Consider the following 21,312-nt stretch of genomic DNA (forward strand, 5'->3'; position numbering starts at 1 on the left):
GCGCCAGCCGCCACCCCCGTCGGAAAACGATTACATCGAAGGTGATCTGCCCAAGGCGGACCAGTTCCCCAGCAAGGACGCCTGCGAAGCGGCCTTGGCCGATCTCGACACCGAAAACACCGTCGATCTGACGCAGCTTTTCGAGATGAAAGTCGAGCCGCTGGCTTCCGAAGTTCGAGCGCTCGGGGCGGAGCTCGAGCCCAAGCCCGGCCGCAAGACCGCCCTCGAAGCGCTCTTCAAGCACTGCCGCGAAAACAAGCGCCTTTTCAAGGATATCGGATTCTTGGATACGACTGACGATGGCTACGGTTTCGTGGTGCATCCAGCGAGCAACTACCAGCTCAAGCCGGAGAGCGTCTACGTGCCGGCCAGCCTGATCAAGGAGTACAGCTTGAAGCGTGGCCACGAAGTCGAGGTGATCGCGGTAGCCCCAGAAGAAAACATGCGCTGTCCGGTGGCCTTGCGCATCGTTTCGGCGATGGGTAGCAAGCCGGAGGAAATGGCCAACGTGACGCCCTTCGAAGACCTCATCCCGTACTATCCCACGGAGCGTTTGGTGCTGGAGACGCCCATGCCCTCCAACAACAAGAAGGACGTTTCCATGCGCGCCTTCGACCTGCTGACGCCGATCGGATTTGGCCAGCGCGGGCTGATCGTAGCGCCGCCGCGCACCGGCAAGACTGTGCTGCTGCAGGGACTGGCCAACTCCATCCAGGAGAACTGGCCGGACGCGCACCTGATTGTCCTGCTCATTGACGAGCGACCGGAAGAAGTGACCGATTTCAAGCGCCGCGTGAACGGCGAGGTGGTGAGCTCCACCTTCGACGAAACGCCGACCAGCCACGTCCACGCGGCCGAAATGGTAGTTGAAAAAGCCCGACGCATGGTGGAACAGGGCAAGAAGGTGATCATTCTTCTCGACTCCATCACCCGTCTCGCTCGCGCATACAACGCATTGGCGAGCAACAGCGGCAAGATCATGTCGGGCGGTATCGAAGCCACCGCCTTGCAGAAGCCGAAACGATTCTTCGGCTCCGCACGCAATATCGAGGAAGGCGGCAGCCTGACCATCATGGGTACTGCTCTAGTGGATACAGGCAGCAAGATGGACGAAGTCATTTTCGAAGAGTTCAAGGGCACTGGCAACATGGAGATCCACCTCGATCGCGACTTGATCAACAAGCGTATCTTCCCCGCCATCAATTTCGAGCGCAGCGGCACCCGAAAGGAGGAGCTGCTCTACCACCCGCAGGAGATGGAAAAGGTCTACAGTCTGCGTCGCGTGATGCAGGGCGTGCCAGGCGTGGAAGCCATGGAGATGCTTATCAAGCGCCTCAAGGTCACCAAGAACAACGTGGAGTTCCTGATGTCGCTCAAGTAGCGATCTGCGCTTGTCGCAACGGTATTGTTTTTTCACGGCCGCTTCCTCTCTGGGAGGCGGCCGTTCGCTTGTCTCGATTCAGCCTGAATGGGCGCCGGTTTTTAAGGCTGGATAAGGTGCTCGAGCTGGGCTTTTATGTTCAGGCCAATGGCGGACGCAACTCTCATCCTACAGATCGTCGAATCCCGTGGACTTGTATCCAGCGAGCAACTTCAGCTCTTGCGGGATTCCTTGGAGACGGAGAGCGACGAGGACGTGCTGGAGGCGCTTTCGACCAAGGGCTACGTGGATCGCAAATCCGTTTTGCGAGCGGTGGCGGAGGAGTTCGCGATCGACTCCATCGATTTGTCGACCGCGAATTGGCCGCAGAATCCCAAGGAGCTTTTGGACGAGGAGCTGGCCAGGCGGTTCAAGGTGTTTCCCTTGGCGAAGAACCGCAATCGCCTGCGGGTCGCCGTTTCCGATCCCTTGATGGAGCTGGACGTGCTCTCCCATTTGCTCGGACTGCAGGTCGAGCCCTGCCTTGCATCGGAGGAGGATGTGGAAATCGCCATCGACGCCTCCTACCTCGCCCCGCATGAGGGCGCCGCAGCGCGCCTCAGCCGAGAGGAGCGTCGGCTCGTGGAAGAGGTTTCTCTGGCCAAGCGATCGGTGGAGATCAAGAGCTCGCTCAAGGGCGAGGACGACGCTCCGATCATTCGCTTGGTGCAGGTGCTGATCTCGGAGGCCATCCGCATGCGAGCTTCCGATATCCACCTGGAACCTCTGGAAGCGCGTTTTCGGGTGCGCTACCGCGTGGACGGCATTTTGCAGGAGGTGCCCAATCCGCCGCCGCGTCACCTTCAGCTGCCGGTGATTTCCCGCATCAAGGTGATGGCGAAGATGAGCATTGCGGAGAAACGATTGCCGCAGGACGGTCGCATTCAGGTCCGGGTGGAGGGCGAGGAGTACGATCTGCGCGTTTCCTCCCTGCCGACCACCTACGGGGAGAGCATCGTGATGCGCATCCTCGACAAGACCAGCTTGATGATGGGCATGCCGGAGCTCGGCTTCCTGCCCGACGATCAGGAGGACTTCGAGCGATTGATCACCCTGCCGGACGGCATTTTGCTGGTCACCGGCCCTACAGGTTCGGGCAAGACCACCACGCTCTACAGCTGCCTTCACTTTCTCAACAAGCCCGACCGCAAGATCATCACGGTGGAGGATCCGATCGAGTATCAGCTCAACGGGATCAACCAGGTGCCGGTGAAGAAGGAGATCGGCATGAGTTTCGCGGCGGCGTTGAAGGCCATGCTTCGCCAGGCGCCTAACATCATCATGGTGGGGGAGATTCGCGATCGCGAGACGGCGGAGATCGCTATCAACGCCTCGCTGACGGGTCACATGGTTTTTAGCACGCTGCACACCAACGACGCCCCTTCCGCGGTGACGCGTCTAGTGGACATCGGGGTAAAGCCGTACTTGGTGGCGACCTCTCTGCGAGCGGCTTTGGCTCAGCGTCTGGTAAGACGGAGCTGTCCGGCCTGTCGCGAACGGTACGAGCCGAGCCTGCGCGAGCTGGCGGCGATCGGACTGGACGCCACCACTGCGGCGAATTCTACCTTCATGCGCGGCCGCGGTTGCCCGGAGTGCCATGGGCTGGGGTTTCGAGGGCGCTTCGGGGTATTCGAGCTCTTTCGAGTCAACGAGGAAGTGGAACGGCTGATCTACACCGGTGGCGCCACCAGCCAGCTGCGCTCGCTCTCCCGCCAGCTCGGCATGCGCACCATGCGGGAGGATGGCGTGCGCAAGGTCATGGCGGGCATGACCACGATCGAGGAAGTGCTTTCGGTCACCGTGGCGGAGCCGCTGGGGGTCTAGTTCGAGTCGCTTGAGCAGCCGCCGCGTCCTGACGATCTGAGAGGAAGAATCGGCCATCGGCCTTGCCCGGCTAGCCGACAGGGGCGGGTGGTACGCATGGACGCGTAGGGGAGATTCGTGTCGCTGCGGAGCTCAGGTGGAGCCTCATTTGGACGATAAAGCAGCTATATGAGCTACGAAATGGATGAACTGCTGGATCTGGTCTTCGAAGAGGACGCATCCGACCTTCACATTCAAGTCGGACGACCACCCACGCTGCGTCTGCATGGGGAAATGGTTTCCGTGGACGGACCGGATCTGACTCCGAGCGACACCGAGCGCTTGATGCAGTCCATCACTCCCGAGTCCTACATCCAGTCGCTCAAGATGGAGGGCAGCGCCGACTTCGGTTTCGCGTTCCGCGACAAGTCCCGTTTTCGCGTGAGCGTGCTGAAGGCGAAGGGCTCCTATGGCCTGGTGCTTCGCCAGATTCCCAACGATTTTTTCGCTCTCGATCAGATCGGGATCCCGGACAAGATTCGCGACTTGCTGTACCGTCCGCGCGGGCTGGTGCTGGTCACCGGGCCGACCGGTTCAGGCAAGAGCACCACGCTGGCCTCCATGATCAACTACATCAACGAGCGCCGCAGCGGGCACATCATCACCATCGAGGATCCGATCGAATACTACCACGATCACAAGAAATGCATCGTGACGCAGCGTGAGGTCGGGGTGGATGTGACCACCTTTTCCGAAGCGATCCGCCGGGCCCTGCGTCAGGACCCGGACGTGATCCTAGTGGGCGAAATGCGCGACCTCGAGACCATCGAGGCGGCTATCAGCGCCGCGGAAACGGGACATTTGGTTTTCGGCACCTTGCATACCAACAGCGCCGCCAAGACCATCGACCGAATCGTGGACGCGTTTCCGGCGAACATGAAGGAGATGATCCGCACTCAGCTGGCGTCTTCGGTGGTAGGCGTCATCTCGCAGGTGCTTTGCAAGAAGATCGGTGGCGGCCGTGTCGCGGGGCTGGAGATCATGGTGACCACCACCTCGATCAGCGCCTTGATTCGCGACAACAAGACCTACCGCATCAACTCCGACATCCAGACCGGAGCTGCGCTTGGTATGATAACTATGGATACGCACCTGCTGAGCTTGTACAATCGCGGCTTGATCACAGCTCGCGAGTGCTTCGAGAAATCTCAGGAGCCGGAGGACATGCGCAAGCGTCTCATCGATCTGGGAGCCGAGCTGGAGGATTCCTGAAAACCTCCTGCGGCTCGCGTTCTCGCTTTCGACTGGCTCGACTCGCTTTGGGTCGAGCTTTTTTTTTGGTTTTTGGGCTAGAGAGCGATGTCCTTTGCGAGGGTGTTGCTCAGGCTGTCGCGAAGCTCCATCAGCTTTTCCCCATCGGTCTCGGTATTCGGGTCCACGTTGCTAAGGTAGAGGGTATCGATGGCGATGCCGCGCTCGGTATTGATGCGGGCGAAGGTGATGTCGAAGCCGTGCTTGTAGATCGCGTAGGAGATCTGGTAGAGAAGGCCCAAGTGGTCGGTGGCCTGTACTTCCAGAATGGTGCGCTGCAGAGAGAGCTCGTGATAGACGTCGACCCGCGGCTCGAAGCTTTCCGCCAGAGGATTCTCGTCGCGCTTGAATAGGTCGGCCGCCTCCCTGCGCATGATGTCCTGGATGCGTGGATACAGGTCTTTGTTGGAGACCAGAGCGTCGCTCACGGCGTCGGCGAAAATCTTCTGGGCCTGGTCGGAGCTGGCGTTTCCGCGGCCGCTTTCGGTCACGTAGAAGGTGTCGATCGCGATGTGGTCGTCTCGTGAAATGGCCTTGGCGCTGAGGATGTTGAAGCCCGCGATGTTGAGGGCTCCGGCCAGCTTGTGGAAGAGTCCGGCTCGGTCCCAGGTGATGATGTTCACCACCGTGAGGCTTCGATTGATGTCGTGGTACCAATCGATGACTGGGGCGAGGGCTCCGACGGATTCCGCGGTATTGATCTCCTGCAGCAGCTGGTTGATCATCTGGATGTGTTTGATGATCTCCTGCTGGGAGGTGTTGATGAAGTAGCGATCTGGGAGCAGGCTGAAGTGGGCGTTGATCTCCTCCTTGCCGACACCTTCGATGCTGAGCGCGAGCAATTCCTTCTGCGTCATGTTGCGATGCTCCTCGTGCTTCTCCTCGAGGCGGCCCTCGGCTGCGAACACATCCAAACTGCGCCGGTATAAAGTGGTGTGGAGCGTGTCCTTGTACTGATTCCAGAGGCCCTTGGCCGTCCCCCTCGCATCGCAGAACGTGTGCACGTACAGCAGTCTAAGTCGTTCGGGAGTCTCGACTTGTTTGGCGAAGGCTTTTGCGGCTTCAGGGTCATCGATGTCGAACCGTTGCCAAAATCGCGCCATCTGCAGGTGATTTTTGATAATAAAGCGGACCAGCCCTCGATTTTCCTCGTCGATCTGCAGGCGATCGAGAATGGGCTCGGCCAGTTCCACGCCGGTTTCCGCATGGTCCCGGATGGCGATCCCCTTGCCGATGTCGTGGAGCAGGAGGATCAGGTAGATCAGGTTGGGCAGCCGGAGTTCGTGCAAGGCTTCGCGGTAGTTGCGATACATGCGGTCCGGGTTGGAAAATATTTCATCGAGTTCCCTAATGGTATGAAGCGTATGCACATCCGCGGTGTAGCGATGGTAGTACTCGTGCTGCACCAGGCAGGTGAGTCTTCCCCATTCGGGAACGAAGGCTCCGAGCACGCCGAGCTCGTGCATTTCGGAGAGCGTGGGGTAGACGTTGCCGGTCTCCTGCAGGATGGTGCGGAAGCTGAGATTTGCGTCCGGGGACTGCCGCACGCCGTCGTCGATTTTCTCGAGCGATGCTCGAATTAGAGCGCTCAGCTCAAAATCTAGCTCGACGTTGTTCTGCTGTTTGTGGCGGAAGACACGTATCAGTCGGGCGGGCTCCTCTTCGAAAACCGCGGGGTTCTCGGTGGTGATCAGCTTGCCCCGAATCACGAAACCGTCGACGTTCTTGATGCGTTCCTTTCGCCGGGCCATGAGGAAGGACTTCACCGATTCGAGGGCGCTTTTCTTGCTGCTCTCCTCGTTGGAGAGGGCCAGTCGCTTTTCGACGTTCTTGGAGATCCGGTAGATGGTCTGGGCGCGTTGATAGTAGTCGCGCATGAAGGCTTCCACCCGTTTCAGGATATCGCGTTGGGTGTAGCCGAGGCGGCGCGCCACCTTTGGCTGGGCTTCGAGGGAAAGCAGATCGCTGGGGCGCTTGATTCGAAAGTGCAGCTCGTTGCGCACGCGCAGCAGGTAGTCGTAGGCCTCCTTGAATTCGGCGAGCTCCTGCTTGCTGAGATAGTTCAGCTCGGAGAGGCCCTCCACTGTAGTGAGGTTGAGCCGCACGCGAGCCATCCAGAGGGTATTGTGGTAGTCGCGTAGACCGCCGACGCCGCTTTTGATGTCCGGCTCCTGCATGAAGACGCTGCCGCCGAACTTTGCTCGTCGGCTGCGCTGGTCGTCGAGGCGCTCCTTGATGTACTCCTTCGGTTTCTCCTTGCGGTAGAACAGGGTGTAGGAGGATTGGAAGCCCTCGAAAAGCGGCTTGGAGCCAGTGATCAGACGCGCCTCCAGCAGGGCGGTCTTGGTTTGGATGTCGGCTTTGGCCTCGGAGAAGGCCTCGTCGATGGTTCGCGTGGAGTGGCCCACTTTCAACCCGGCGTCCCAAAGCGGGTAGAGCACTTCGCGCACCAGGATCTCCTGGGCGGTATCGAGATCCTTCTTGGCCGTGTTGGGCGGGTAGAGGAACATGATGTCGATGTCGCTCAGCGGGCAGAGCTCTTCGCGTCCGTAGCCGCCGAGGGCGATGACGGATACGGCGATCTCGTTGTCCACGGTGGCTTCCTGTGCCTTTTCGATGGCCGGGTCAGCCAGGGCGATGATGAGGGAATCGATCATCAGCGAGCGGGCTTTGGAAATGTCCAAGCCGGTGCCGCCGTTGCGATGCTCCTCCTTGATGACAGCCGTCTCCGACTTGAGGAAGCTCTTCAGGGCGGCGAGCTTCTTGGCGGGCGTTGTGTCGTTTGCGAAGTTCAGCTGGCTGGCGACTTCGCTTTTCAATCTCTTCTCAAAGGCTTGGATCATCGTCGAAAAGGATCGCGCCCGGTGGAGGGGGCGCGGTTTCGACTGCGAGAAAGATGCAAGAGGCCGGACGGGTCAACAGCCAAGCTAGGCGAACTCCCTAGAGGTCCTTTCGCAGGAAGCGCTTTCGGGATCGCGGCACCAGCCAGAGCCAGCTGAAGGCGGCTGTGGCGATGAGCGCCGCCGCTTCGATGGCGAGATAGAGCGGGACGGTGTCGGGCTTCTCCTGAGCGAGATGCGTGAAGGCGATGGAGCTGAAGCCGAACCAGAACGCCATGGGGATAGCGACGGCCAGCATGATGGCCAGCCGCGCGCCGCTCAAAGGGGCGGTCTGGTTGTGCTTGAGCTGGAGAACGCTGAACTGCCAGATCGCCGCAGGCGCCAGCACCACCAGGGTGAGGGCGAGGCCGAGCAGGGCGGTGTGAAAGTCGAACCAGGTGAAGAGAGAGCCCATGCGGTAGTGGACCGCAAACTGCAGGGCGGGAAAGAAAACCAGCAAGGCGAGGCTTAGGCAAGTGGCGGAGCGAAGGATCAGTTTTTCGGTGAAACGAAAGCATTCGGCCCGTCCCAAGCGCGTCAGAAAGACGGACAGCTCGGCTGGCGTGTAGGTGGCGAGACCGATCATGGGAACGATCATGGCGATGAATCCGATGGAGTTGAATGCTTTCAGGGGTTCCTGCAGGTCGCTGGACATCGCGGTCGAGGTCGCGTAGAGGGCGAGGTAGGAGGCGAGAAATCCCAGGATGTAGATCAAGGTCAAGCGCCCGGGGCGCCGCATGGCGCGGGGAAAGCCAGTCGAGGCCTCGTAGGTGTTTCGGATCCTTTGCTGCACGGAATCCTGAGCGGCTGGAAAAATCCGTTGCTTCGGGCTCCACCGGTTCTTTCTGGAATGCATGACCTCTGCGAGCTTCTTGGTATCATTCGAATAGACGGGCGGTAGGCCAGCGCGATGCAGCCGTATCCAGTTTTTGATAACGACTGGATCCATGATCAGCGTCGCTCCGATAGGCAGCAGCGCCGCGGCCACCAAGCCAGACAAGGTAACCTGATCCGCGAATTCGATAAGCTGTGTCTTGAAGGGAGCGCTAGCCAGCAGGGCGACCACCAGGGCGATGTGAAAACCGGTCACCACGAACTTGGGGCGCGAGCTGCGGGCTTGGGTGAGGAGCCAGGCGAGATTGAACAGGGACGCGTAAAGCAGTGGCAATGCGTGACCTTCCATCCCCAATCGAAAGGCGAGCCCCGTGCATGCGGCACCCAAGGCGATGGTCGCAAGGGTGTCGCCCAACAGACTGTGGCGGCGCGGTGGCAGCACGGGGTAGCAGGCCCGCGCTCTGATCGCGATCTGGGTTTGGGAAAGCATCATGCAAATGGCGAACACGATGCCGCAAAGAATGAAAATCGTCCCGTATCCGGTTTGTGGATCTGTGAAGAAGCTGATGCTTGGAACGAAGAAATACCCGAAGAAGCCGATTGCCAGCGTCGGTTGCTTGAACAGCTTTAGTCGACTAGACAGTAGCATGGCGAGGCGCGTTTGAGGTTGAACTGAGCAGAGGGTAAATCGCTTCGAGGTTGAGCGACCGTTCGCGGATCTCCAGCCCATGGGACGTTTCGAATGCGGAGCGATGGGTTTCGGGATCGCGCACGAGCAGGACGCGTTGGGAGAAATCCCCATGCTGTTGAAGAACGTAGGCCTCCTCGAAGCGCTCGGGGAGAGCTTGTCCTGGGGCGGCGGATACGGTCCACTCGGCGTAGCGCTCCTTCAGTTCGTCGAGATCGGAGTCGGCGATGAGCTGGCCGGACTTAAGGAACCAGACGTGGTCGATGACTTTTTCCACGTCGACTAGAATGTGGGACGAGATGATGATGGAGCTCTCCTCGGTGCTGGCGATGCTCAGGAGGAAGCGCAGCAGGTTCGCGCGCGATTCGGGATCCAGAGCGCTTGCCGGCTCGTCGAGCAGCAGCAGCTTCGGGTGGTGGCAGACTGCCAAGGCGATGGCGAGCTTCTGGCGATCTCCCGTCGAGAGGGTCGCGACCTTCGCTTCCCGATCGAGGTGGAAGGCCTCGACCAGTTCCGTTTCCCGCTGCCTGTCCCAGTTTTTATAATACGAGGCGATGTAGCGCAGGTGCTCGTCCACCGTCAGCCAGTCCAGGAAATCGCTTTCCTGTTGCACGAATCCGATTTGCGAAAGCGCCTCGCTCCCGATCGCGTCAGCTGGGACGCCTAGGGTGCGGATGGAGCCGGAGCTGGGCAGGACTAGCCCGACGACGCTTCTGAGCAGGGTGGTTTTTCCGGAGCCGTTGGGGCCGAGCAGGCCCACGATGCTGCCAGGCTTGCAAGCGGTGGTGATCTCGTCGAGGGCGACCTTCAGGTCGAAGCGTTTGGTGAGCTGGTTGATTTCGAGAGGGCTAGTCATGGGATTTGTTTTGTTTCAGCAGGGCTTTGAAGATCTTAACGGCGTCGGCTTGGGAAACGCCCAGCTGATGGGCGAGAGCAGCGGCGTCGCGTAGGGCGTTTTTCATGGCGTCCTCCACGGTTTGCTTGGGGGAGGCGTCTAGCTGCGGAGCCACCACGAGCGGTTTGCCGCGCTGACGCAGCAGGGCGCCGTCGCGCTCCAGCAGGTTGTAGGCTTTGCTGATGGTCATCGGATTCAGACCGATCTGAGCCGAAAGCGCCCGGGTGGACGGAAGCTCGTCGCCCGGCTTCAGATGATCGAGCGCGATCTGCCGCTTGATCTGCTCGATCAGCTGCCGGTAGGCGGGAACGCCGCTGTGGTGTTCGATTCGGATCAGCATCTTATGTGTATAAGTGTATTAGTTTGGTAATGCACTTGGTCAAGGAAGAATTGGATGCCGGGTTTCCGGTGACGGGTTTCGGGTGGCGCCCGACGTCTCGGCGGGCGCTGAAGCTGTAGCTCGCCGCGCTGAGGCGCGAGGTCGATGGCGGGTCAGCGCCCCGCCCTACAGGTGGGACAAGCTGATGGCGGGTCGGCGCCCCGCCCTGCAAGAGGGACAAGCTGGTGGCGGGTCAGCGCCCCGCCCTACAGGTGGGGGGGGCGTCGGGCTCCTAGTCGACTTCGATGGCGATGCTTTCCGAGTGGCTGTTGAACTCGGGCGCGTACATGCACTGGATCTCGGCGATACCGGTCTGGTAGCGGCCTTTGAGTTGGACGCGGGTCGAGTACTCGAAGACGTAGGTTCCGGCGTCGAGTTGATCGATGAAGAAGTGGCTGGCGGTGTCGCGGGTGCTTTGGAAATAGCCTAGGCCGTCTTGGTAGCGTTGCTGGCTGATCACGTCGACCGGCTCGGTGCCGCTGCCGCGCTGGTCTTTTAGGTGCAGGTATTCCATGTCGCGGTCGCTGCGCAGGATAAGGCGAACGACCAGTTCATCGCCGACGGAGACGGGGCCGTCGACCGCTTTTAGCACGGGACCTTGAGCGGTGGTTTCCTTGACGAACAGCTGTTTCTCTAGGGTGAGCGGGGTGGCGGTATGGGCAGTGATATTCTCCATGTCTTCGAGGTACTGCCAGTGAAGGCTGCCCCAGCTCACGCCTTGGTCGGGCTTGGAGACGGTGATCTGCCCCATGGCGGGCTCGATCTCACCGGGGGTAAACGTCTTCTGATAGAAGCCGGTGCCGGCTTCCACGTTTTCCGGCTTCACTTCGTAACTCCCTAGGGTGACGGAGACCAGCTCGTCCGAGGACAGAAGATCGTCGCCGCGCAGGAGCAGGGCGTAGATGGCGTCGGCGGTGCCTTTGGTCGTTTTCCAGCTGTTGGTTTGCTTTTGCTTGATCAGCCAGACCTTCAGGTCTTCCACTGCTTGAGCGTCTTGGGCCACTTCGTCGAAGGCCTCGATCATGAGGGCTTGGGTTTCGATAGGAGCCTGATGCCACCACCAGCTTCTGTCATTGCCAGACCAATACATGCCCATCTCTTCCGACTTGAGGCTGCGTTCGTTGAGTGATCGCACGATGTCGATAGCGGTTTTACCCTCGCCGAAACGCTGCAGAGCGAGGGCCAGCTGAGCCTGATTTTGGCGGGAGGAAACGTCGAGCCAGCGCGCCTTCGCCTGCTCGATGAAGAAATCCACCGCTTCGCGATGCGATTCGGAGATGGGGCGATCGGCGAGGAAGAAGCTACGTCCGTAGAGGTAGAGGCATTCCAGGGGAGCGGGCGCGTAGGCCTGAGGACTATCGAGTTTCTGGACGTCTTGGTAGCGGTCTTTTATCCAATCGTCCAAAGCCGGAAGCGCGTCGAGGGCGAGCTGCATATCGGTTTCGACTCCAAGGTGGCGCAGGCGTCCGAATCCGGTGGTGATGTAGAGGCTTATGTAGTGATCAGTCCAGTATCCGGAAAACCATGACCAAAGACTGCTATCGTCGTGGCGACGTTGCTCCAGCTTTCGCAAGGCCTGGGTCGCTTCGGATTGGAGCCGGTTCTCGTCGAAGAGAATGCCGAGGCGTCGTTTGGCTTGGCTCTCGCTTTTGGCGTCGCGCAGCCAAGGCGTTTCTTCGATGAGCATCGATTTGAGTTCCTGGTTTTTCTCTAGCGGACTATCGAGGGCCGAGGTGTTTTTCCAGAGGTCGAAGATGCGGCGAACCTTAGGGTCGGAACGCGCGATATGAGCGGCGAGGGCATTGGCGTAGTAGCGATTGAAAAGCTGTTCGTTGCACTCGTAGGCGTACTCCATGAGATAGGGCAGAGACTGGACCGCGTACCAGATCGGTTGGGAGACCATCTGCACGTTCAGGCTTTGGTGGACCAAGGAGTCGGAGTTTTCGGATTCGAGGAGTTTCTCGAAACGAAAAACCTTTTCGCCGTTTCCGCGTATGGGAAGCGGTAGCGATTCGGTGACCAGTATTCGTCGACTGAGTACAGGAAGGTAACCCTCCTCTCCATCGCTGAGACTGTCGGAAGCTCCCACCACCTTGTAGCTCAGCACTCGGGCTCCATCAGGCGTCTTGAGGCGCCAAGAGTAGGAGCGCGATGCCTTAGCTGGTACGTCGAAGGCTTGTTCGGTCTGGCGGATGCCCAGCTCGTCGCTCACGTCTTGGAGGGAAGCTGCTTCGGCGAAGGTGAGGCGCAGCTGGCCGGACTGGGCATCGTCGGAAAGGTTGGTGACCTTTACCGTGAACTCCACCTCGTCGCCCTCTCGGAGAAAGCGTGGCGGATTGGGCTGCACCATGAGGTCCTTGGCGGTGACGGCGGAATCGCTGAGGAAGCCCACACGGGTGTCCTTGTCGTGAGCCAGCCCCATGAAACGCCAGCGGGTCAAGGTGTCGGGCAAGGTGAACTGGATCTTCACGACCCCGTCTTCATCGGAAAGCAGGTGCGGGAAGAAGAAGGCGGTCTCGGCGAGATTGGCGCGGGATTGGACTTGGTCGAGGGCGGGCGGAGGCGGGGCGGCTCCGCCGACTTCGGTATTCGCGGTGTAGGAAAGGAGGGCTTCGTTTCCCGTGGCGCCCGTATCCTGCATGGTTTGTATCGTCGTCACGGATATGGCGGAGCCGTGGTCGGCAAGCCGTGTTTTCATTCGTGATCCGGCGAGCGTCGATACGGCGCGATATCCCTCATGGTCCACATCGGCTACGCTGAAAGGGGAAAGTTCATAGATTTCCTCAAGGCCTGGCATCATCGTGGGAATCGGAAAGGATGGGTAGTTCCAGCTTGTATCCAAATTCTTGTACTCTCTAGGGAAGTTCAGATGGTACTGGTGAGGGAAATTGTTGAAGCGACGGAAGCGGTAGTTGTTTTCCTGACGATAGGTCGCGATGGACTGAGTCCATGAGTGCGAGCGGAACTGGTCCAGGGAGGCGTCGTAAAGACAAGCCAGCATTTCTGCGGCAGCCAGTTCCGATTCCGGTCCGGTGATGGTGGCCGTCCAGGTTTCCCGCTGCCCGGGTTCGAGTTTGCTGCGAAAGCTTTCCCAGTCGATCTGCAGGCGCTTGTTGCTCCAAGGAACGTTAATCTGCTCTTGAACAAGGTAGGCTCGGTTGTCGCGCACGAAGGTAAGGCTTAGGGTGAAACCGCCCCGCAGCTCATCTGTCACCGGAAATTCGATACGCTGCTGCGTATTTCCCGCTTCGGTCCAATATGCGACAAGTGTCTCGTCGTCGGCGGTGAACTCCACGTAGGCTCGACCGCTCGGGTAGCCTGTGCCCCAGAGGGCGGAGAAGGTCTGGCCGGGTTCGAGCGTGTTCGATCGTACCGAAAGGTAGTGGGGAATCTTATACGGAAAACGATCGCTATGGGGATCGATAACGGTGAAGGTCTTGCTCGCGGTGACCGGATTGCCAAAGGCGTCTTTGCTTTCGAGAGCGGCTCGATAGATGCCGGCTTCGAGGGGGAAAGGGAGTTCGGCAATGCCGGACGCGTTGGTGCGAAAGCTCTTATTGCGAACCTGCTTGCCGAGCGGCCAGGTTTCGGGATTGCTGGCGTCGTAGGGAGGACGATCGGCGGGCTGGGAATCCTTCCAAGCGTAAGGGCCCTGTGGGCGATGGCTGCCCCAAGGGGCGCGGTGAACGCTTTCCGGCTCTTCTAGGCGGTGAATGCGAAGGCGCCCTTTGGCGCTCAGCGGGGAGCCGTCGAGAGTTTCGGTAGTGAGAGTGAATGCGACCGGTCGCTCGGTGGTCAATTCCTCCTCTGTGGAAATGCTCGCTTTCATGGCGGTGTATCCGGAAAGCGTGACAGCCTGAGCGCTGCGTGTTTCGCCGCTGTTGTCGGTGACATCCGCGTGGATGGTGAAGGCGAAGCGAGGCTCGTTTTCGCGGGGCGCGTCGAGATCGGGCTCGGCCACAAACTCGATTTGAAAGCGTCCTTGAGCGTCGGTGACGCTTTGACCGTGGGCGATGGCCTTGGTTTCCGGAGGCTGCCACCACCAGCACCAGAGCGGGCGTTCCACGCTACGCTCGACACGCCAAACCACCTTCGCCCCGTCGATGGCCGCACCCGTGTAGGCGCTGGCGTCGCCTTCGATCAGGACGTTCTCGTCGAGTTTGGTGGCTTTCGTCGGCTGCTCCAGGGTGACCTCGAACTTGGGGCGTTTGTATTCCTCGACGTTAAAGTCGACGCTGCCTCGAGGACCCTTTTGGACGATCAGGCGCATGGTTCCAAAGGCTCCCGAACTGGGGGCGGTGAAGGAGCCGCTGAAGGAGCCATAGTCGTTTGAGAGCAGTTCGAGTCGATCGATCGCCTGTCCGTTGAGATCGACCAAGCCGAGGGTGACCTTTTTGCGGGGGAGGATAATCTGGCGACCGTGTTGCGGATCGCTTTCGGTGCAGATGCCTTTGAAGTGAATGGTCTGGCCCGGGCGATAGAGGGCTCGGTCGGTGAATAGAGTGGTTCGAACCTGATGTTGGTTGGGCTGGTATGGGCTTCCGACATAGATCTCCTGCGTGGCGAGATGTCCTTCGCGTTCCGCCTGAAAAACGAGACGGGAGTCTCTTGAGGCCTTGTATTGGAAACGGCCCTCGGCGTCGCTGCGGGCGCCTTTTTCCGCGATGAGCTTTTGATAGTTGCCCCTGCTCCAGACGCGCACGTTCACGTCAGGCGCCGGTTCGCCCGATACCGCGTCCACCACGATGCCGTAGATTTGATTTGTCGCGGGCTGCCGTTCGAGCACCAAGGCGAGGTCGCTGTGGGTGAAGCGAAAGGTTTCCGAATAGTCATCAGGGAAATCTGGATACGCGCTCGCAGCGACAAGGTAGCGACCCGGCTCCGGGAGTTCTGGATGTTGCAGATCGAAGCGGTTTTCTCGGAAGTCGCTGGTTTGCGGAAGCTCCTCCGTCCATTCGCTTAGCAGGGCGCGTTCGCTGGGGTTTTCGACGGGTTTGTTGTCTTCGAAGTCTAGTCGATAGAGGCGCAAGTGAAGTTTGGATACGTTTCGATAAACGGCCTGAAACAGCGGTTCGGGCCCGTGAGTGGTCCAGGCCATTTCGCTCTCCAGGCGAAGCGATTTCTCTTCGATGTCGTCGATCAGCAATTGGCAGCGAAGACCTCCAATGCTCTCGGGAAACGTGGCGACTCCTCGGCTGGCGGCTTGGTGGGCTTCGTCTGGGGCGTCCGCGGAGAGTTGCAGCTCAGCGATTTTGGCCCAAGCGCGTGCGGAGACTTCGTGCGAAGCGGTCTGATGGGCGAAGGCTTGCAGGGCGTGGAGGAGCTCCTGGTCGGCCTGGTCGCTTACGGCGATGTTTCCTGCGTAGATCAGTCGGGAAAGGTTGGCATCGTAAAAGGCGGTCGGATCTTCGTCGTCGAGATGAAAGCGCAGCAGCTTCTGGTAGAGGTGGAGCGCCTTGAGCTCGGGGGAATACCCCTCGGCGGGCGGCAGTTGCCAGTCAAGAAAGGTCTCAACTGGGGCGAAGAGTGGGTCGTCTTCGCTGAGCTGAAAGGCGTTTTCCGCGATCATGGCCGCTTGCTCTCCGGCTTGATAAAAGGCGAGGGCTTCGTGGGCCAGGAAATCGTAGAGCGTGGGGCGGTAGGCGAGCGGCACGTTTCCCATGTCCAGCAATGCGGAGTAGTCGCTGATTGGGAGGCTCTGCAGGACGGCTTCGTTTTCCAAGGCGGCGGAAAAATGCCGGTCGATTTCGCTGAGAAGTTTCGACAGGTCCCAGGTTTTGATATCGTCGCTGTCGTTCGCCGAAACGGTGGAGCGCTCGAGCAGGCTCCAGCGGTTTTGTTGAAAATAGCTCCAGTAGAAGTGAGCGGTGATGGCGCTGACTGCAGGGCGAAGGAACTCCGGTACGTCGCGGGCGCGTTCTCGAAGGCGCTCGATGGCGTAGGTGGTGTCGCCTCCTTGAATCTCGATCTCCAAGGAGATCTTCTGCAGGTTGGCCCGCAGGGCTTGCGCAGCTTGGCCGCTTTGTTCGGCTTGCTCGATGATCGTATCGAGAATCTGGATAGCGGTGCGAGGGAGGCCGTCTTGGCGGGCTTCTTCGACCTGGAGCCAAAGGTCTTCGTCGGCCTGGGCGAAGCAGGTCGCAAGCGGAGTGATGAGTGCGGCGAGGGAGACGAGCAGGATTCGGAATGAGGGGCGCATGAGTGGACGTTTGTTTATTCAGGTAGGCGCGTGGGCCTCGCCCTACGGATATGTTTGATGGATTGTTATGTAGTACTACTAGCAGACGATTTTGGATTTAGAAATCTTAGAGGAAAATGGCTTTGCCAAGGGTATGGCGGGGATGGGGGCGCGGTTGGCCTGTCAGGTCGCACGCGGCGATTAGAGTCCCTTCGGGATCAGGGCTGGAGAGACGCGGGATTTGGGGCCGAAAAAAGCGCCTCCGGGTGGGAGACGCTTGGGGAAACTGGGGTTGTAGGTTACGGCGCTGGGGCGAGAGGATCATGGCGGGTCGGCGCCCCGCCCTGCAGTAAGGCCACCGCCTTTATTCGCCGTGGGTGGCGCGGGCGTTGGGGTCGGTGCGTTGGCGGGCGAGGAATTCCACCACGTCGCGCAGGTCGTGGCGGCTGAGGTTGTCAGCGAACACCGCGGGCATGCTGGAGGGCATGGAGTCGCGTTTGACGACGGTGGATTTCGCGAACGTTTCTTCTTCGCCGGAGGGCAGCGTGAGGGTGATGGTCTTCTGGTCTTCCTTCGATACGAGACCGAATTTTGAGCTGCCGTCCCCAAGCGTGAGGATGACGTTTTCGTACCCGTGCGCGATGGTGGCGTTGGGAGCGACCACTGCTTCCAGCAGCTCGCGGCGGTCGAGGCGCAGACCGATATCGGAGAGATTTGGTCCTGCCGCTTCCCCGGGGCCGTACACGATGTGGCAGCGCACGCAGGCCATGATCTGGTTGTTGAAAAAGACGTCGTTGCCTTCCGGTCGGCTGGAGCCGCCTTCGAGGGCGAAGCGGTAGGGGGCGAGCGGATCGGGGTCTGCTGCGATGGCGGCTTGGTAGGCTTGGTAGGCGGCTCGTACCTCTGGAGCGGGATGGTTTTCGGCGGCTTCGATGAGCTCAAGCTGGGCGTCGAGAGGGACTTCGTTTCGGGCGAGTCGCTGCAGGCTGCTCGCTAGCAGCTCGCTGGCGAAGGGTTGCTCGGTCTTGGCCAGCGTCTTGAAGGCGACGCGTTGCTCTTGGGCGCTGCCCTCGCTCATGAGGGCGAGCGTGCGCTTGGCTTGTTCAGGCGCCTTTCGGGCCACTAGGGGCAGAGCGGCGAGGCGCAGTTCGGAGGCGTCTGATTCGCTGGCCGCGATGACGAGCTGGTCCATGCGAGGGTCGTTCTGCTGGACCAGACTCTCAAACGCCGCCACCCGAGCGGCGCCGTCCTGAGCCTCATCGAGCGCTAGGGCGAACAGGGCGTCTGCGATTCCGGTGACGCCGAGTTTCGAAGCGGTTTCGATATAGGCGGCCTGCACCGTGCCGGGGGCTGCGCCTAGGATTTGCGGAGCGACGGTGGCCAAGGCCTTGGCGGGGACTAGGGCGTCGCGTTTCGGCAGTGGCCGGTACACGCCCATGATGCGGTCGCGCTGCAGCGGGTCCGGCCAGGATCCGAGCTGGGCGAGGGCTTCGAGCCGAAAGCGGGTGTCGATGTCGGCATCCGCAGCCAGCTGGGCCATGGTTTGGGCGTTTTCGGCGTCGCCGAGACGAAAGTGGGCGTTGATGACTCGGAGGGCTAGAGCCGGCTCTTGCATGAGTGGATGCTCGATCGCGGCGGCGAGCGCAGGGAAGGCGGCTTCGATGGGGTGATCGTTGATGGCACGGGCAGCTTCCAGGACGATCTCCTTGTCCGGGTCCTTGAGAAATCGGGCGACAAGCGGGTCCTGCAGGCGTCTCAAGGCGAGCAGCGCTGCCATGCGCACGGCGGTGGAATCGTCGTCGATGGCAGCTTGCAGCGCAGGACGGTGGTTGGCCCCGACGAGTCCCATGACGATGGCATGCTCCAGGTAGGCGTCTGCCCCGTCGTTCTCTCGCGCGGCCTCGACGAGGGCGGGAGCGGCGTCGGCGGCTTGCAGTTTGCCGAGGCTTTGGGCGGCGAAGAAACGTACGCGCGGGCTGGCGTCCTGCAGGCGGGAGACGAGCTGATCGATGTTTCCAGCGATGCGATGATCGCCGATGAGCTTAGCGGCTTGGGCGCGGACTTCGGCGGTTTCGCTGTGGGCGAGAGCGCTGATTTCGGAAGCGGCTTTTGGCGAATCGCGATCCGCGAGCACGCCCAGTCCCCAGGTGGCGTGCAGGCGAGCGTGGAGGTCGCGGCTTGGGTCGCCGGCGATGCGGGAGAGCAGCGGCACGTTTGCCTCGCCTCTGGAGGCGAGCTCGAGCTGGGCTTCCAGGCGCACGTTCCAGTTGGGATGGCTCAGCAGATCGGCCAGCTCCTCGGAGTCGCGATCGGCCATGCCCTGGGAAATGAGGTTTCGCGTTTCGTCGATGATCGGATCCTGCAGCGTTTCGGGATTGGCCAAGGCGTAGACGCGGCCCTTGTTGGACTTGGGCCAGCCGTCCACCCAGTCCAGCACGTAGAACTTCCCGTCCGGGGCGAAGGTCACGTCGGTAGGCAGGATGCCTTCGAGGAAGTCCGTTTTCTCGCCAAGTTTGTAGGTGGCCCCGTCTTGCTCGAAGGTGTAGCTGGTGACGCCGCTGGAGGCGATGCTGCCCTTGAAGTGGGTGATGAAAAGGTGTCCTTGGTACTCGGGCGAGAGTCCGGTGCCGGGGTGGTAGGCGATGCCGGAGGGACCGTCGTCGATATAGAAAAGCGGCGGCAGGGCGAAACGGGTCCGCCCATCGAAGCGCGTTTTCCACCAGCCCTCCGACATCCAGACGCCGGCCCCGCCCAGCGGGGCGTGCTGGTGGCCGATGCGCCAGCCGGAGTCGCCACCGTCCACGATGTGCACCAGTCGCTCGAAGTCTCCGTTGTCGCAGTCGTTGTCGCCGGTGAAGAGGTTGCCCAGCTCGTCGAAGGCCAGCTCCTGCGGGTTGCGCAGGCCCCAGTGCACGATTTCCAGCTCGGAGCCGTCGAGATTGCAGCGGTACACGGCGCCTTGGTCCGGGTAGGCGAGGGTCTCGCCTTCGTGGTTGGTGACGTTGATGCCGCGGTCGCCGATGGAGAAATAGAGTTTTCCATCCGGCCCGAGGATCAAACCATGGAAGTCGTGGCCGGTGTAGCCGAAGTGCACCCCGAAGCCGCGATGGATGGATTCGCGCGAAAGCGCTTTCCCGTCCTCGCTGATGCCTTCCAGTTTCCAGAGGTGCGGGATGTTGGTGAAATAGACGTCGCCTTGTCGCGCCAGCACGCCGGAAGCGATGCCGCTGAGGCTGGAGTCGAACTTTCCTCCGTAGTCGGTGGAGCGGTCCGCGCGGCCGTCGCCATCGGTGTCCACCAGCAAGCGCAGCACTTCGCTCTCGATTTCGAACTGCTTGGCCTGCTCCTCCCCGAAGAGTTCGATGATGCCTCGTGCTCGATCGTCCACGGTGCGGAAGGCCATGTCCTCCTCCAGCATGTCCAGGTAGCCGCGGATATCGAGCACGCTGGTGCGGTAGCGATAGGTTTCCGCCACGAAGAGGCGGCCCTGCTCGTCGAAGTCGAAGGCTACCGGATTGGCCAGCAGCGGCTCGGCCGCCCAGAGGGAGGCCTCGATGCCCTCGGGAAGGCGCAGCTGGTTGATGGCCAGCTCGGTCTCGGCAGTGGCGGCATCGATGATGGGATCGGGGAGACGGTCCGACGGTTCAAGGGTCATTTTCTGGCCGAAGGCCAGCGAGACCACGCAGCCGGCTGCGATTAGGGGTAAGGCGCGGATGAGCATAAGTTGTGTTAGATGGGGCTTGTAGCTGATCTAATGCGCGAGGCAAAGAAGAGCTGACTCTTATGTATTGGCAATCTGGGGATTGGTTGCCAAGTTCGCTGGGTCAGTTTTGACCTATCCCGTTAATACCCTTGGCGAGGGATTGCGAATGCAATGATAAATCTCTTTCCCGAAGCCTAACGATCAACCCACTGCTCCCCCACCTATGGATTCTCGTAGAACTTTCTTGAAAGGCGCCTTCGGCTTGGCCGCTGGCTCCCTGCTCGCGCGGCCTGTCCTGTCCGCTACTGCTTCGCTCGCCGAGCGCGTGCAGGGCACGTGGTTCGACATTTCGCTAGCCCAGTGGTCGCTCAACAAGGCCTTCTGGAACGGCGAGAAGGACAAGATGCGCTTCCCTCAGATCGCCAAGAACGAATTCGGCATCAACGCGGTGGAGTACGTGAACCAGTTTTACATGGAAGGCTTTTCGCAGGCCGTAGTTGACGAGCTGGTACGCGTTTCCAACGGCGAAGGCGTGCGCAACGTGCTCATCATGTGCGATCGGGAGGGACGTTTGGGCGATCCGGACGAAGCCAAGCGGAGCGAAGCCATCGAGAACCATCGCCGGTGGATCGAGATGGCCCGAGCCCTCGGCTGTCACGCTATTCGCGTGAATGCCGCTTCGGAGGGGACCTTCGACGAGCAGATCAAGCTGGCGGCGGACGGCCTGCGCCGCCTATCCGAAATGGGCGACTTGTACGGCATCAGCGTAATCGTGGAAAACCATGGCGGCCTCTCCAGCAACGGCGCTTGGCTGTCCGCGGTGATGCGGCAGGTGGACCATCCGCGCTGCGGGACCTTGCCGGACTTCGGAAACTTCGTGGTCGATCGGGAAACGGGCGAGCAGTACGACCGCTATCTTGGCACGGAACAGCTGATGCCCTTCGCCAAAGGGGTCAGCGCCAAGACCTATAACTTCATGCCCGACGGCTATGAGCGCGATCTCGACTACGGAAGGTTGCTGGAGATCGTAAAGACGTCTGGCTACCGCGGATACATCGGCATCGAATGGGAAGGCAGCTCGCTCGACGAGCCGACGGGAATTCTCAAGACCAAGAAGCTGCTCGAGATGCTCGGCGGCCGAGCGTAAGGCGAGCGGCGAGGGTAGAGTGGTGAAGGTGGTGGCCGACCTGCTCGGCGGCCATATTTCGCTTGGGAGGCTCAT

At 60.6% G+C, this 21,312-nt stretch carries 10 protein-coding genes; 4 read left to right on the plus strand and 6 right to left on the minus strand.

All coding sequences use genetic code 11. The features are described from left to right. The 3 genes from rho to QEH54_RS11045 form a co-directional block, all read left to right on the plus strand. Nucleotides 1-1,381: transcription termination factor Rho (gene rho / locus QEH54_RS11035; RefSeq protein ID WP_345785653.1), on the plus strand; the 1,381-nt coding region annotated here is incomplete at its 5' end. Nucleotides 1,382-1,528: 147 nt separating this feature from the next. Further along, nucleotides 1,529-3,244, plus strand: coding sequence for an ATPase, T2SS/T4P/T4SS family (locus QEH54_RS11040; protein WP_309018731.1), 1,716 nt, complete (start codon nucleotides 1,529-1,531; stop codon nucleotides 3,242-3,244). A 168-nt stretch (nucleotides 3,245-3,412) separates the two neighbouring features. Then, nucleotides 3,413-4,495: a type IV pilus twitching motility protein PilT gene (locus QEH54_RS11045; RefSeq protein WP_309018732.1), complete on the plus strand. Its 1,083-nt coding sequence runs from the start codon at nucleotides 3,413-3,415 to the stop codon at nucleotides 4,493-4,495. Nucleotides 4,496-4,572: 77 nt separating this feature from the next. Here QEH54_RS11045 and glnD read toward each other — a convergent pair whose 3' ends face one another. The 6 genes from glnD to QEH54_RS11075 form a co-directional block, all read right to left on the minus strand. Then, nucleotides 4,573-7,377 (minus strand): [protein-PII] uridylyltransferase, encoded by a 2,805-nt coding sequence (gene glnD, locus QEH54_RS11050; protein ID WP_309018733.1) that lies wholly within the window; start codon nucleotides 7,375-7,377, stop codon nucleotides 4,573-4,575. A 97-nt stretch (nucleotides 7,378-7,474) separates the two neighbouring features. Beyond that, complete coding sequence (locus QEH54_RS11055) at nucleotides 7,475-8,896, minus strand: hypothetical protein (protein ID WP_309018734.1); 1,422 nt, start codon at nucleotides 8,894-8,896, stop codon at nucleotides 7,475-7,477. Further along, nucleotides 8,883-9,791, minus strand: coding sequence for an ABC transporter ATP-binding protein (locus QEH54_RS11060; protein WP_309018735.1), 909 nt, complete (start codon nucleotides 9,789-9,791; stop codon nucleotides 8,883-8,885). The genes QEH54_RS11055 and QEH54_RS11060 overlap by 14 nt, the downstream gene beginning before the upstream one ends. Next, nucleotides 9,784-10,170: a GntR family transcriptional regulator gene (locus QEH54_RS11065; protein WP_309018736.1), complete on the minus strand. Its 387-nt coding sequence runs from the start codon at nucleotides 10,168-10,170 to the stop codon at nucleotides 9,784-9,786. Before QEH54_RS11065 ends, QEH54_RS11060 begins: the two co-directional genes overlap by 8 nt. 271 nt (nucleotides 10,171-10,441) lie before the next feature. Then, on the minus strand, nucleotides 10,442-16,408 hold the full coding sequence (locus QEH54_RS11070; RefSeq protein ID WP_309018737.1) for an alpha-2-macroglobulin family protein: 5,967 nt from the start codon (nucleotides 16,406-16,408) through the stop codon (nucleotides 10,442-10,444). A 343-nt stretch (nucleotides 16,409-16,751) separates the two neighbouring features. Then, nucleotides 16,752-20,108: a HEAT repeat domain-containing protein gene (locus tag QEH54_RS11075; protein WP_309018738.1), complete on the minus strand. Its 3,357-nt coding sequence runs from the start codon at nucleotides 20,106-20,108 to the stop codon at nucleotides 16,752-16,754. Nucleotides 20,109-20,313: 205 nt separating this feature from the next. Here QEH54_RS11075 and QEH54_RS11080 point away from each other — a divergent pair, with 205 nt between their 5' ends. Continuing rightward, nucleotides 20,314-21,237, plus strand: a complete 924-nt coding sequence (locus tag QEH54_RS11080; protein WP_309018739.1) for a sugar phosphate isomerase/epimerase family protein — start codon at nucleotides 20,314-20,316, stop codon at nucleotides 21,235-21,237. Nucleotides 21,238-21,312 lie beyond the last annotated feature (75 nt).

The organism is Pelagicoccus sp. SDUM812003, from assembly GCF_031127815.1.
Classification (GTDB): Bacteria; Verrucomicrobiota; Verrucomicrobiia; order Opitutales; family Opitutaceae; genus Pelagicoccus.

What these genes read in the sequence shown, in the direction of transcription:
- QEH54_RS11040 (WP_309018731.1), top strand. Translation starts at nt 1,529, where the DNA reads ATGGCGGACGCAACTCTCATCCTACAGATCGTCGAATCCCGTGGACTT.
- QEH54_RS11045 (WP_309018732.1), top strand. Translation starts at nt 3,413, where the DNA reads ATGAGCTACGAAATGGATGAACTGCTGGATCTGGTCTTCGAAGAGGAC.
- glnD (WP_309018733.1), bottom strand. Translation starts at nt 7,377, where the DNA reads ATGATCCAAGCCTTTGAGAAGAGATTGAAAAGCGAAGTCGCCAGCCAG.
- QEH54_RS11055 (WP_309018734.1), bottom strand. Translation starts at nt 8,896, where the DNA reads ATGCTACTGTCTAGTCGACTAAAGCTGTTCAAGCAACCGACGCTGGCA.
- QEH54_RS11060 (WP_309018735.1), bottom strand. Translation starts at nt 9,791, where the DNA reads ATGACTAGCCCTCTCGAAATCAACCAGCTCACCAAACGCTTCGACCTG.
- QEH54_RS11065 (WP_309018736.1), bottom strand. Translation starts at nt 10,170, where the DNA reads ATGCTGATCCGAATCGAACACCACAGCGGCGTTCCCGCCTACCGGCAG.
- QEH54_RS11070 (WP_309018737.1), bottom strand. Translation starts at nt 16,408, where the DNA reads ATGCGCCCCTCATTCCGAATCCTGCTCGTCTCCCTCGCCGCACTCATC.
- QEH54_RS11075 (WP_309018738.1), bottom strand. Translation starts at nt 20,108, where the DNA reads ATGCTCATCCGCGCCTTACCCCTAATCGCAGCCGGCTGCGTGGTCTCG.
- QEH54_RS11080 (WP_309018739.1), top strand. Translation starts at nt 20,314, where the DNA reads ATGGATTCTCGTAGAACTTTCTTGAAAGGCGCCTTCGGCTTGGCCGCT.